We start from the raw sequence: 12,759 nt of genomic DNA on the forward strand, positions 1-12,759 counted from the left end.
CCCTATCTGATTTAGTTCAAGGCAGCGACGACAGCTTGGCCCATTTCCACTGTACCCACTTTCTGCATGCCTTCAGACATGATATCAGTCGTACGCAGACCTTGATCCAGTACATTACCAACTGCATCTTCAATGGCTTTTGCCGCCTCTTCTGCACGGAAGGTGTACCGTAGCATCATCGCCACAGATAGAATCGTCGCTAAGGGGTTAGCAATATTCTGACCCGCAATATCAGGCGCCGAACCATGACAAGGCTCATACATTCCTTTGCCGTTTTCATCCAAGGATGCCGATGGCAACATACCGATTGAACCGGTCAGCATCGCGGCTTCATCAGACAGGATGTCACCAAACAGGTTCCCGGTCACGATCACATCAAACTGTTTTGGCGCACGTACCAGTTGCATGGCGGCATTATCGACATACATATGTGAAAGGTTGATATTTGGATAGTGTTCTTCTTTCAATGCCGTAACAGTTTGCTTCCAAAGCTCGGTGACTTCCAGCACGTTGGCTTTATCTACCGAACACACTTTACCGCCACGTAAACTGGCCATTTCAAATGCAACTTTGGCAATACGCTTGATTTCAGATTCTGAATAGACATCAGTGTTATAACCCTGCTTCTCGCCATTTTCCAATTCACGGATACCACGTGGCTGACCGAAGTAAATACCACCGGTTAATTCGCGCACAATCAGAATATCCAGACCTGCCACAATCTCAGGCTTTAAACTTGAAGCATCAGCCAGTTGCGGATAAAGAATCGCTGGACGCAGGTTGGCAAATAAATTCAGTTCACTGCGTAATTTTAACAGGCCACGTTCAGGACGGATCGAGCGTTCAATGTTATCCCATTGAGGACCACCCACTGCACCCAGCAAAATCGCATCAGCTTTTTTGGCCTGCTCAGAGGTTACTTCCGGATAAGGCGAACCATGCGCATCAATCGCAGCACCACCGAGTAAGCCCTGTTCCCATGTTAAACCCAGATTAAATTTTTCATTAACTCGTGTCAGCACCTGTTCTGCGGCTTTTACGATTTCAGGACCAATACCGTCACCAGCTAAAATCAAAATTTGTTTAGACATGAGATTTTCCATTTATAGGGTCAGGCAGGTGCCTGAGGGGTTAAATTTTTCTTTCTACAAACTCTGCAATCCCGGTGACTGCGTTATAAGGTTTGCAAAAACGACGAATGGTTTTCTGCTCCTGTAGTAAATCCACACAAAGCGGATCTGGTGCAGAGGCATTTAATAAACTTTTATTGTGTGCTTTACGCTCACGATACATTTTAAAGGTATAGTTCTGGTTGGCCTTGAAACGCTGGAACAGGTGTAGGGTTTCGGCCTTATCCTTGCTAATCGGATAAAAACGTACCACCAGTTCATGCTGTCCTGCAGGTACCGATAAATAAATCGGGTTCGCCTGCTTCAGGTTTTCGGCCTGCAAGCGCACCAGATTCTGCTTCATCGCTTCGGCACTGATTCGGCCATTGCCGGCATGGACAATCGGGGTTTCATTCCAACGCTCAAACTGACAGTCCGATGTTCCAGCACAGTAAATCCGGGCATGGGATGGATTTGGCGTATTATCCTGTCCATGCTTGAGTTTCAGGGTATCGATACTTTGACACGCGCCCAACAGCATCGATACTGCAGTTAAAGCAAGCCACTGTTTCCAATCATTTGCCATAAGATCTGTCTTACCCATCAAAAAACTCAATAATCTTTTGATATTAGCAAGGGTCAAGCAGTCATGCCATGATAATTTTTACTGTTTTATGGCTGAATTTCAGCAAATACCCATGGGCGTGATTGCTTGGTTTTTTCTTCATAGGCACGAATATCATCTGCTGCCTGTAAAGTTAAACCAATATCATCCAAACCATTCAACAAACAATGCTTGCGGAATGGATCAACTTCAAATTTAAAAGCCTCACCCGCTGGGGTACGAACTTCCTGCGCTTCCAGATCAATGGTCAACCGATAACCTTCGCTCGCCGCACATTCTTTAAATAATTGATCTACAATTTCTTCAGACAAAATGACCGGCAACATGCCATTTTTAAAGCTGTTATTAAAGAAAATATCAGCATAGCTTGGTGCAATCACGGTGCGGAAGCCATACTCTTCCAAAGCCCAGGGTGCATGTTCACGACTTGAACCACACCCAAAGTTAGCCCGAGAAATTAAGATCGTTGCACCTTGATAACGCGGCTGGTTCAACACAAAATCTGGATTGATAGGACGTTTTGAATTGTCTTGACCCGGATAGCCTTCATCCAGATAACGTAATTCATCAAATAAGTTATCGCCAAAACCTGTACGTTTGATCGATTTCAAAAACTGCTTTGGAATGATTAAATCGGTATCCACATTGGCACGGTCTAATGGTGCAACGATACCCTGTTCAACGGTATATTTTTTCATGATTATTTCCCAATGAATCCGTAACCTCTCCCTCATCCTCTCCCCACCTAAGGGGGTATTCCTTCTCCCTCAGGGAAGGTTGGAATGAGGTCTTAAATTAGAATGAACGCACATCCACAAAGTGACCGGCAATGGCGGCAGCAGCGGCCATCGCTGGACTCACCAGATGAGTACGACCGCCATTGCCCTGACGACCTTCGAAGTTACGGTTAGAGGTGGACGCACAATGTTCACCCGGTTGCAATTTGTCAGCATTCATTGCCAAACACATTGAACACCCCGGTTCGCGCCATTCAAAGCCCGCTTCAATCAAGATTTTGTCCAAACCTTCAGCTTCAGCTTGGGCTTTGACCAAACCAGAACCTGGAACCACCATGGCCTGTTTAATGCTACTGGCCACTTTTTTGCCTTTCGCAACTTCAGCGGCTGCACGAATGTCTTCAATACGCGAGTTGGTACAAGAACCAATAAACACACGGTCTAATTGAATGTCCGCCAAGGCTTGACCTGCGGTTAAACCCATATAGTTATATGCACGGGTCCAGTCATTGCGTTGCACCTCATCTCTGGCCTGTTCCAACGTTGGAACAGCAGCAGACACAGGAATCACCATCTCAGGAGAAGTTCCCCATGATACTTGTGGTTCAATCTCTTCGCCTTGTAACACGACTACTGTGTCAAAGTGCGCACCTTCATCAGAATGTAAGGTATTCCAATACGCAACTGCAGCCTCCCACTGTTCGCCTTTCGGTGCATAAGGACGGCCTTTCACATATTCAATCGTTTTGTCATCGACAGCCACCATACCCACACGCGCCCCGCCTTCAATGGCCATGTTACAGACTGTCATACGACCTTCCATGGACATATCACGGAACACTTGACCGCCAAACTCAATCGCGTGACCTGTACCACCTGCGGTCCCAATTTTACCAATAATGGCCAAGACCACGTCTTTCGGAGTAACGCCCTGACCCAACTTGCCGTCCACGCGGACCAGCATGTTCTTCATTTTCTTTTGAACCAAGCACTGGGTAGCCAATACATGTTCAACTTCTGAAGTTCCAATGCCATGAGCCAAACAGCCGAATGCGCCATGTGTTGCAGTATGCGAGTCACCACAGACCACCGTCATCCCCGGCAAGGTCAATCCCTGTTCTGGACCGACAACGTGAGCAATCCCTTGGCGAATATCGTTAATATCAAACTGCACTACATTAAAGGTCTTACAGTTATCATCCAAGGTTTGGACCTGAATGCGTGAAGTATCATCTTCAATCCCGGCAATTCCTTCAGAACGCTCTTTGGTTGAGGTCGGAACGTTATGGTCAGGAGTCGCCACGTTGGCACTTAAACGCCAAGGCTTACGGCCCGCAAGCTGCAAGCCTTCAAATGCCTGTGGAGAAGTCACTTCATGCAATAAATGGCGGTCGATATACAGTAATGCAGAGCCATCATCTCGTTGTTTTACTAAATGGTCATCCCACAATTTGTCATACAAAGTCTTTGCTTTTTGGTTGTCGCCTGCCATGTCGATGTGCTCCACTGGACTGGGTAATTCTTTCATTGATATTGATTATAACCACGTTTTTGCATAAATCTAATTTATCGTTTTTATTAATTAAAAAACCTTTTGGAATATTTTAAACCTGTTTTACTCAGCGCCTGATCTGCTTAAACGCAAAGATTTTAAGTAAGTTTTCAGGAGTTTCACTGCCTTTATACTCTCATTCTCCCCCTAGTTTGCTTTCTATTTTCCGTATGAATTTAGCTGTTTTCTGCCACCTTTTATCTTCTGTAAGAACCATCATTCAATAAACCAATAATCATTAATCAGAATTTCTTTTTTACTTTTTAAATGATAATAATTATCATTTAATGAACTCCAGTCTTTAGTGGTGATCGGCATGGCTCGCATTCAACATTTTATCCACAGCAACCAGCGTATTTTCAAAAAGACCTTAAGTTATTACCTCATGCACATTACGGTCGCCATGCTCGTTACTTATGTAGTCACCGGTAATGTATGGATGGCAATCACTCTCAGCTTACTTGAACCGACTGTGCAAACCTTTGCTTTCTTCTTTCATGAACAGATATGGAATCGAAAAGGCCAGAAACAGGCCCCCACGCAAGACATTAAAGCTTAAGCCTAGTCCAGAGTAGTTGTGAGCTGGGGGTGCCAATCGCCACCACCTCCGCCACAACTACTGCAACAACGGTCACAATGACTCGTGGCAGATCCTGAATCATGACAACGTTTATGGAGAGCGTCCGCTAAAGAAGATCAATTGCTCCTCGATACCTCTGAAAGTTCAGCCGGATCATCTCTCTGCGAAATACAAAGCAGTGGATGGATGCACAGGCAGATGTCTCTTATCGAGAGGATTAGATGAATCTTGCAGACGTGTCCCAATGCGCTGAGAAAAAGTTTATTTATTAAAAAACATTCAAATATGAACAAGCTGGCCAATTAATTTTAAATTTACATAATTTCACTTTGATTTATTCCCAAATAATTACAATAATAAAATTAAGTATGAAAATTCTTTATAGGTAATCAAAATGAATCTCGCAGCCTTTGAAGCCTTTGTAAAAGTTATGGAAACCGGCTCAATTTCCCTAGCTGCAGATCAGCTTTTTATTACCCAGCCTGCCGTGACCAAACGTATTCATAGTCTGGAAGACTATTTTGGGGTCAAGCTGTTTGAGTCTGCTGGCCGCGGCGTACAGGCCACCCATGCCGCCCATTCACTGCTGCCTAAAGTCAAAAACTGGCTGAACGAGCTGGGAGATATTCATTATACCCTGAGCCATGAACAGGGTCAGATACAGGGAAAATTAAAGATTGGCACCAGCCATCATATTGGCCTGCATCATCTGCCGAGCCATTTACGTAACTATGTGCAGCAGTATCCGGATGTCACTCTGGATGTACATTTTGTCGATTCTGAACAGGCGCATGAACAGGTGATTGCCGGTGACCTGGAGCTGGCATTTCTCACCTTGCCGCCGCGTGGCAATGAACGCCTGAACTATGTCACCATCTGGAATGATCCTCTGGTTTTTGTGGCAGCCCCGTTTCATCCTCTGGCCCAGCAAAAAAAACTGAGTCTGGAAGATTTACTCAATTACCCCAGCCTGTTGCCCTCTTCACAGACCTATACCTCGCAGATAACGCTGGCCGAGTTTGAAAAACGTGGTATCAAACCTAAAGTTACCATGAGCAACAACCCACTGGAATCGATCCGCATGCTGGTATCCATCGGGCTGGGCTGGTCAGTTTTACCCAAAACCCTGGTTAATCATGATTTGCAGCAACTGGATATTAATCTGCAAATGAACCGCAGTCTGGGCATGGTCTGGCATCCGGGCCGAACCCAGTCCAAAGCGGCGGAAGCCCTGGTACAACTGATGCAAAATCCTGCGCTCTAAATCTGACTCTGCTCTGCTGCATTTATGGCGATGCAGCATTTTGTTACCGAATACCTCGCATCTCATGATGGCTTTAGAGTACTTTTAAGATAAACAAATTCATTTAATACAATGAATACTTAAAATGTATTTGAAGGGACGGACCGGATGCAGCTTCATTCTTATTCCAAAACCTTATCTGCTACGGCACAAGACAGAACTGATGAAGCTGAGCTGTGGCAGTCTCTCAGGCCCAGCCTCAAACCTACGTCGCATCTTGACTTTAAAGATGAGTACAGCGCGCGCAAGGTCTTGCGTGAGTATTTTCTGAATACTTTCGATACCTATGAGCAGTTATTTGACTGTCTAAAAAATGATGAAGCCTATTATCATAAACCCATCTCTTTACGCCATCCGCTGATTTTTTATTTTGGTCATACGGCGACTTTTTTCATTAATAAATTATTATTGGCCAAACTTGTCCAGGAACGCCTGAATCCACGCTTTGAAAGCCTTTTCGCTATTGGGGTCGATGAAATGAGCTGGGATGATCTGGATGAGCAGAATTATGATTGGCCAAGTGTGCAGGCCGTTCGTGATTACCGGCATCAGGTTCGCGCCCTGATCCTGAATATTCTGGAGCATGCACCCTTAACGCTTCCCCTGAACTGGCAACATCCCTGGTGGACCATCATCATGGGGATTGAGCATGAGCGTATTCATCTGGAAACCTCATCAGTGCTGATTCGCCAACATCAATTACACTATGTGCAAAATCATCCGTTGTGGCGTGCCAATGTGATCACCGGCATTGCTCCCGAAAACCGCCTGCTGGCCGTTCCTGCTGGACCGGTCATTTTAGATAAAGATTTTCACAGCCCCTTTTATGGCTGGGACAATGAATATGGCCATCATCATGCCGACATTCCAGCCTTTGAGGCGGCGCAATATCTGGTGTCGAATCAGGAATTCTTAGAGTTTGTCGAAGCAGACGGCTATCAACATCCCGATTACTGGAGTGAAGAAGGACAGCAATGGTTAGAGTTTTCTCAGGCGACCCATCCCACCTTTTGGGTCAAGACTGAACTTGGCTGGTTCCTGCGGCTGATGCTGGAAGAGGTTCTCATGCCTTGGGACTGGCCGGTAGAGGTAAATTATCATGAAGCCAAAGCTTTCTGTCAGTGGAAATCACAGCAGCTCGATCAGCCGATTCGTCTGCCCACCGAAGATGAATGGTATCGGCTCTATACTGTGTCGGGTCTGGACCCGACTCTACCGAGTCCGGCACAGGCCAATATCGAACTGAAGTATGCACCCCACTCCTGCCCGGTTGATCAGTTTCAGCAGGGCGATTTTTATGATGTTCAGGGCAACGTCTGGCAATGGACCGAAACTGCCATTTATCCGTTTGAAGGCTTTCAGGTACATCCTTTTTATGATGATTTTAGTACCCCTACTTTTGATGGCCAGCATCACCTGATTAAAGGCGGCTCCTGGATTTCAGCGGGAAATGAGGCCTTACACAGTTCACGTTATGCCTTTAGACGGCATTTTTTCCAGCATGCCGGTTTTCGTTATGTGGCAGCCACGGATGCCTTACCACAATTCCAGTCGCAGTATGAAAGTGATCAGCTGGTCTCGCAATATCTGGAATTCCAGTATGGCGCTGATTATTTCAATGTTTCCAATTTTGCCCAGACGCTGGTCAATCTGGCGCGTCCTTATTTCCAAGCCACGCCCTGCCACAAAGCACTTGATGTCGGCTGTGCCACCGGACGTGCCAGCTTTGAACTGGCACGTGATTTTGATCAGGTCACCGGGCTGGACTTTTCCGCACGGTTTATCCAGATGGGCGTAAAACTGATTCAGGAAGATCGCCTGCACTACCGCATTCCAGTCGAAGGTGACCTGATGGAGGATAAAAGCTTTAGCTTAAAGGAACTAGGACTGGCGCAGCACAAATCCAGAGTTGAATTCTTCCAGACCGATGCCTGTAATCTGAAACCGCATTTTAAAGAATATGATTTTATTCTGGCTGCCAATCTGCTGGACCGCCTGCATCATCCCAAAGCTTTCCTGAAGGAGATTTATAAACGCCTGAATATCGGTGGAATCCTGATGCTGAGTTCGCCCTATACCTGGATAGAAGACCATACGGCGCACAGTGAATGGCTGGGCGGTTTTGTACAAGATGGAAAAGCCTTAACCACACTCGAAGGAATTTCGGCGCTTCTCAATGAACATTTCGAGCTGCTGGCTGAACCGCAGGATGTGCCCTTTGTCATTCGTGAAACTGCACGTAAATATCAGCATAGTCTGGCGCAGCTCACGATCTGGAAACGCACTCATTAATCTAGTCCAAGACCAGAAGTTTTTTAGTAAAAATTAAAAAAAAGAGGAAGATACCAGGTCTTCCTCTTTTTTCTTTCTAAGCCCTTAAAATGGCTTAACGGGTTGTTTCATGTAAGGATTCATTGAGCTGATCGACTACAATCGCCCATTCTCCATCTGATGCAATTTTTTCTGTCAGAAACTGACGTTGAGCTTCATTCCAGAAAGGAGCTTCCAGTAAGGTCAGATCTTTATGTAACTGGTGCTCGTGAATAAATTTGGCAATTCCTTCTTCACTTGAATCCAGACCTAACTGTGCAAATAAATGTGTCATACGCGGTCGAACTAGAGTCATATTCAGCACCTCAGCTTTTGCTATTGTTATCATGTTATGGCTATTTTGTGTCCCTGAGCATAGCATGTTTGTTCCGGCACACGCAGCCTAAAAAGTACTGCGACTTTCGTCCTAGTGGGCATAAAAAAGCACAACCGGCGTTGTGCTGTAGCACTACAATAAATTAAATTGACCAGTCCTGAATGTCCCAGCCCTGCTCAATGGCAAGCGCTTTCAGGCGGTCATCCGGATTGACAGCAATGGCATGGTCAGCATACTCCAGCAGGAAACGGTCATTAATCGAATCAGAATAGGCCCAGGACTCTTGCACCTGACGGCCTGCCAGCCACTGATCCAGACGTGCCAGCTTGCCTTGCTGATAGCAGGCAATATTAATCACCTTGCCGGTATATTTACCCTCCACCCTTTCAGCATTGGTGGCAATAATCTCGCTAATGCCAAATTCCTGGAAAATAGGCGCGGTAATAAAGTCCGACGTCGCGGTAATTCCCACAATTTCATGGCCAGCCTCCTTATGATGCTGAATGGCTTTAAAACCCTCCGGACGCATTTGCGGGCGAATCACTTTTTGCATGAACAATTGATGTAATTCGGTCAGATAATCCTGCTCATGTTGGGTTAGAAACTGGAATACAAATTCGTTATAGGCAATCGGGTCCAGCTGGCCTTTTTTATAATCTTCATAAAATTTATCGTTTATGGCGCGATGCTGAACTGGATCAACCAGACCTTCATGAACCAAAAACTCTCCCCAAGAATGATCTGAATCAGTATTTAACAAGGTGTGATCGAGATCAAATAGTGCCAATTTCATGAAAATACTCGTAAAAACTGAAATTTAAGAAAAAATTTGTAAATCTATCTCCGCTAGTCGATAGAAATTCGTTAAGATCATAACAATTTTAACATTTTTAAACTTTGCTTTTTGTGTGCAGGATAAAGAAATAAACATCCCCCAGAAGCAAAGGCATAAATTAAACAAATTTTTTAGGTAGCCAAATGATCGACTCTGAAGGTTTCCGACCGAATGTCGGGATCATTTTGGCAAACGATGCTGGACAGGTTTTATGGGCAAAACGCATTGGTCATAATGCATGGCAATTTCCACAGGGCGGGATCCAATTTGGAGAAACTCCCGAGCAGGCACTCTATCGTGAGCTGAGAGAAGAAGTTGGCTTACTGCCTGAACATGTCCAAATAGTTGCGCAAACCAAAGGCTGGTTGCGTTATCGTTTGCCACACCGCTATATACGTACGGATTCAGATCCGGTATGTATCGGTCAAAAGCAAAAGTGGTTTTTACTCAAATTGACGGCGCCGGTACAGCACATTCAGTTGAACCTGTCCGACCCACCAGAATTTGATCAGTGGCAATGGGTCAGTTATTGGTATCCATTGGGCCAGGTTGTGAATTTTAAACGTGATGTTTATCGCAAGGCAATGATCGAGTTGTGCCAGCAGCTCCCACAGCAAAAACCTTAAAAAATCGCATCAATATGCAGATTTTTTGGCTGGCTATTGTTATAAATAAGTATCCGATTAAAATTCTGAGTATGACGGAGCAGAACTGATGTCAAATATGCAACTGGACACTTTAAGACGCATTGTTCAAGAAATCAATGCCTCGGCCAGTTTGCATGAATCTCTCGAGATTATGGTCAATCATGTGGCTGCCGCCATGCATGTGGATGTCTGCTCCATCTATCTACTGGATGAACGCAACCAGCGTTATCTATTGATGGCTTCTAAGGGTCTAAACTCTGAGTCTGTCGGTCATGTCTCCTTGCATACCAGTGAAGGTCTGGTGGGTCTGGTCGGGCAGCGTGAAGAAATCGTCAACCTTGATAATGCCTCCAAACACGAACGCTTTATGTACCTGCCCGCAACCGGAGAAGAGATTTATAACTCTTTTCTCGGCGTGCCGGTCATGTACCGTCGCAAAGTGATGGGTGTACTGGTGGTCCAGAACAAAGAACCTCAGGATTTCTCTGAAGCAGCGGAATCTTTTCTAGTTACGCTTTGTGCCCAGTTGTCGGGCGTGATTGCACATGCCCACGCGGTTGGCAATATTGATGTCTTTCGCAAGCCCAGCAATCTGCCTGCCTATAAAACCTTTCAGGGAATCTCCGGCTCTGGCGGAATTGCACTGGGCCGCGCTGTTATTCTCTATCCGCCTGCCGATCTGGCCGCTGTACCAGATCGCGAAGCCGACGATATTAGTGAAGAATTACAGCTTCTGGACAATGCCCTAGATTCAGTGCGTGAAGAAATTCAGGCGCTGGATGAAAAAATGCAGGATGCACTGATGGCCGAAGAACGCGCCCTGTTTAGTGTGTTCCTGCGCATGCTGGATGAAAATGCCCTGCCGGCTGAAATTAAAGCTGAAATTCGTGATGGAAACTGGGCACAAGGCGCAGTCCGTATTGTAATTGATAGCCATGTGGCCCAGTTCGCTCAGATGGAAGATGACTATTTGCGGGAACGGGTTGCAGATCTGAAAGATCTGGGACGGCGCATTCTGGCACGCTTACAGGAAGCGGATTCCAGCCACCGTGAACTGACCGACGAAAGTATCCTGATTGGTGAAGAAATTTCGACAGCTGCCCTGGTGGAATTACCGGTCGATAAGATTGCAGCGATTGTAACCTCTGAAGGGGCCATGAACTCGCATATGGTCATTGTGGCACGCGCCCTCGGTATTCCTACCGTGGTCGGGGTGACCGAGCTGCCAATCAGTAGCATTGATGATGTAGAAATGATTGTGGATGCACATCAGGGCCGGGTGTTTATCAATCCGCCGCGCCGCCTGCGTACCCGTTATAAAGAAATTCAAAAAGAAGAAGAACTGATTGCCAAAGACCTGCGGCAGTATGAAACCAAGGATACCATTACCCCAGATGGCATTGTGGTGAAACTGTATGTCAATACCGGCCTGATGATTGATGTGGTTCGTGGCGTTCAACGGGGTGCCAAAGGCGTTGGCCTTTATCGCTCTGAAATTCCTTTTATGCTGCGAGATCGCTTCCCCGGTGAAGAAGAGCAGCGCGCCATTTACCGCCAGCAGCTGAGCCATTTTGCCAACAAACCGGTGGTCATGCGCACCCTGGATATTGGTGCTGACAAGGATCTGCCTTATTTTTCCATTGAAGAAGAAAATTCAGCCTTGGGCTGGCGTGGCATCCGTTTTACCCTCGATCATCCGGAGATTTTCTCTTCCCAGATCCGCGCCATGCTGAAAGCCAGTATTGGGCTGAATAATCTGCATATTCTGCTGCCAATGGTGACCAGTGTCAGCGAAGTCGAAGAAGCCTTATATTTGCTGGAACGCGACCATCATGCCGTTCAGGAAGAAGAACAGGTCAAAATTACCAAACCCAAAATCGGTATTATGGTGGAAGTGCCCAGTATCTTATATCAGATTGATGAGTTCTCGGAACTGGTGGACTTTTTTTCGGTCGGCTCCAATGACCTGACCCAGTACTTACTGGCAGTTGACCGTAATAATCCGCGGGTGGCCAATGTCTATTCTCATTTGCATCCTGCTGTCTTACGCGCGCTGGACCGCCTGGTTCAAGACTGTCATCGCAATGAAAAGCCGGTCAGTATTTGTGGTGAAATGGCAGGAGATCCGCTTTCTGCAATTCTATTGATGGCAATGGGCTTTAATACCCTGTCGATGAGTTCCAGTAATATTTTGCGGGTCCGCAAGGCGATCTGTCATGTACCGATGAATGATGCGCAAGAGATGCTGGCACATGCCTTAAAAATGGATAATCCTCTGGTGGTGAAAAGCCGGATTGAATATTATTTTAAAACCCATGGGCTGGGGGATATGGTGAAAGCAACCACCCGGATTGTCGGGGCTTAAACACCAGCCGCCAAAAAATGCAGTAATAAAAAAGGGCGATCATCTTGTTGATATCGCCCTTGTTTGTGCTTGGTATAACCACGTTTTGCATTTTTCTTCCGGTCTACAAAGACCTGACTCTTGTTGACCTCATGCATGTGTTTCGCCACGAAGTTGTGAATGACCACTTCTGGCAGTGCTTTTTTCTTTGCCATCGCGCTGTCCTTTTTCAGTTGATGAGTTTTAGTCTCGGTTCAGGTTTTCGGTTGAGCCAACCTGTAACTCCTGTGGATTTCAGTTATTGCTTATAGGATTAATGGGTTCACGGGGTTTAAATTCAAGCCCGTTCAGCTTGTATTATTTCTTGCATGTAGGCGCTC

Annotated in this window: 12 protein-coding genes; 5 read left to right on the forward strand and 7 right to left on the reverse strand. The window is 46.0% G+C overall.

Annotated elements, in window-relative coordinates:
• Positions 1–11 precede the first annotated feature (11 nt).
• From leuB to leuC, 4 genes are all read right to left on the reverse strand, one after another.
• On the reverse strand, positions 12–1,091 hold the full coding sequence (leuB, locus tag E2K74_RS08200; RefSeq protein ID WP_151204012.1) for a 3-isopropylmalate dehydrogenase: 1,080 nt from the start codon (positions 1,089–1,091) through the stop codon (positions 12–14).
• A 40-nt stretch (positions 1,092–1,131) separates the two neighbouring features.
• A complete protein-coding gene (locus E2K74_RS08205; RefSeq protein WP_151204013.1) occupies positions 1,132–1,695 on the reverse strand; it encodes a hypothetical protein in 564 nt (187 codons plus the stop codon).
• Between the two features lie 86 nt (positions 1,696–1,781).
• Positions 1,782–2,432 (reverse strand): 3-isopropylmalate dehydratase small subunit, encoded by a 651-nt coding sequence (gene leuD / locus E2K74_RS08210; protein WP_151207065.1) that lies wholly within the window; start codon positions 2,430–2,432, stop codon positions 1,782–1,784.
• 97 nt (positions 2,433–2,529) lie between these two features.
• On the reverse strand, positions 2,530–3,963 hold the full coding sequence (gene leuC, locus E2K74_RS08215) for a 3-isopropylmalate dehydratase large subunit (RefSeq protein ID WP_151204030.1): 1,434 nt from the start codon (positions 3,961–3,963) through the stop codon (positions 2,530–2,532).
• 376 nt (positions 3,964–4,339) lie between these two features.
• Here leuC and E2K74_RS08220 point away from each other — a divergent pair, with 376 nt between their 5' ends.
• The 3 genes from E2K74_RS08220 to ovoA all read left to right on the forward strand — a co-directional run bounded on the left by E2K74_RS08220 (position 4,340) and on the right by ovoA (position 8,198).
• A complete protein-coding gene (locus E2K74_RS08220; protein WP_151207066.1) occupies positions 4,340–4,582 on the forward strand; it encodes a DUF2061 domain-containing protein in 243 nt (80 codons plus the stop codon).
• Between the two features lie 415 nt (positions 4,583–4,997).
• Positions 4,998–5,867, forward strand: a complete 870-nt coding sequence (locus E2K74_RS08225; RefSeq protein ID WP_151204016.1) for a LysR family transcriptional regulator — start codon at positions 4,998–5,000, stop codon at positions 5,865–5,867.
• A gap of 147 nt (positions 5,868–6,014) precedes the next feature.
• Positions 6,015–8,198: a 5-histidylcysteine sulfoxide synthase gene (ovoA, locus tag E2K74_RS08230; RefSeq protein WP_151207068.1), complete on the forward strand. Its 2,184-nt coding sequence runs from the start codon at positions 6,015–6,017 to the stop codon at positions 8,196–8,198.
• Between the two features lie 94 nt (positions 8,199–8,292).
• On the opposite strand, the gene E2K74_RS08235 is transcribed toward ovoA, so the two are convergent.
• Entirely contained in the window at positions 8,293–8,532 is a 240-nt protein-coding gene (locus tag E2K74_RS08235; RefSeq protein ID WP_151204018.1) for a DUF2789 domain-containing protein, read from the reverse strand.
• Positions 8,533–8,695: 163 nt separating this feature from the next.
• A complete protein-coding gene (locus E2K74_RS08240; RefSeq protein WP_151207070.1) occupies positions 8,696–9,346 on the reverse strand; it encodes an HAD family hydrolase in 651 nt (216 codons plus the stop codon).
• A 185-nt stretch (positions 9,347–9,531) separates the two neighbouring features.
• On the opposite strand from E2K74_RS08240, the gene E2K74_RS08245 reads away from it, so the two are divergent.
• Together E2K74_RS08245 and ptsP are read left to right on the forward strand one after the other, a co-directional pair.
• Positions 9,532–10,014 (forward strand): RNA pyrophosphohydrolase, encoded by a 483-nt coding sequence (locus E2K74_RS08245; protein ID WP_151204020.1) that lies wholly within the window; start codon positions 9,532–9,534, stop codon positions 10,012–10,014.
• A gap of 88 nt (positions 10,015–10,102) precedes the next feature.
• Positions 10,103–12,400: a phosphoenolpyruvate--protein phosphotransferase gene (gene ptsP / locus E2K74_RS08250; protein ID WP_151207072.1), complete on the forward strand. Its 2,298-nt coding sequence runs from the start codon at positions 10,103–10,105 to the stop codon at positions 12,398–12,400.
• Here ptsP and E2K74_RS08255 read toward each other — a convergent pair.
• Positions 12,397–12,594, reverse strand: a complete 198-nt coding sequence (locus E2K74_RS08255) for a hypothetical protein (protein WP_151204022.1) — start codon at positions 12,592–12,594, stop codon at positions 12,397–12,399. The genes ptsP and E2K74_RS08255 overlap by 4 nt on opposite strands.
• Positions 12,595–12,759: the final 165 nt, after the last annotated feature.

It is taken from the genome of Acinetobacter sp. RF15B (genome assembly GCF_007558235.1).
GTDB lineage: Bacteria > Pseudomonadota > Gammaproteobacteria > Pseudomonadales > Moraxellaceae > Acinetobacter > Acinetobacter lwoffii_C.

What these genes read in the sequence shown, in the direction of transcription:
- E2K74_RS08255 (WP_151204022.1), bottom strand. Translation starts at nt 12,594, where the DNA reads ATGGCAAAGAAAAAAGCACTGCCAGAAGTGGTCATTCACAACTTCGTG.
- E2K74_RS08225 (WP_151204016.1), top strand. Translation starts at nt 4,998, where the DNA reads ATGAATCTCGCAGCCTTTGAAGCCTTTGTAAAAGTTATGGAAACCGGC.
- E2K74_RS08240 (WP_151207070.1), bottom strand. Translation starts at nt 9,346, where the DNA reads ATGAAATTGGCACTATTTGATCTCGATCACACCTTGTTAAATACTGAT.
- leuD (WP_151207065.1), bottom strand. Translation starts at nt 2,432, where the DNA reads ATGAAAAAATATACCGTTGAACAGGGTATCGTTGCACCATTAGACCGT.
- E2K74_RS08245 (WP_151204020.1), top strand. Translation starts at nt 9,532, where the DNA reads ATGATCGACTCTGAAGGTTTCCGACCGAATGTCGGGATCATTTTGGCA.
- ptsP (WP_151207072.1), top strand. Translation starts at nt 10,103, where the DNA reads ATGTCAAATATGCAACTGGACACTTTAAGACGCATTGTTCAAGAAATC.
- E2K74_RS08205 (WP_151204013.1), bottom strand. Translation starts at nt 1,695, where the DNA reads ATGGCAAATGATTGGAAACAGTGGCTTGCTTTAACTGCAGTATCGATG.
- leuC (WP_151204030.1), bottom strand. Translation starts at nt 3,963, where the DNA reads ATGGCAGGCGACAACCAAAAAGCAAAGACTTTGTATGACAAATTGTGG.
- leuB (WP_151204012.1), bottom strand. Translation starts at nt 1,091, where the DNA reads ATGTCTAAACAAATTTTGATTTTAGCTGGTGACGGTATTGGTCCTGAA.
- E2K74_RS08220 (WP_151207066.1), top strand. Translation starts at nt 4,340, where the DNA reads ATGGCTCGCATTCAACATTTTATCCACAGCAACCAGCGTATTTTCAAA.
- E2K74_RS08235 (WP_151204018.1), bottom strand. Translation starts at nt 8,532, where the DNA reads ATGACTCTAGTTCGACCGCGTATGACACATTTATTTGCACAGTTAGGT.
- ovoA (WP_151207068.1), top strand. Translation starts at nt 6,015, where the DNA reads ATGCAGCTTCATTCTTATTCCAAAACCTTATCTGCTACGGCACAAGAC.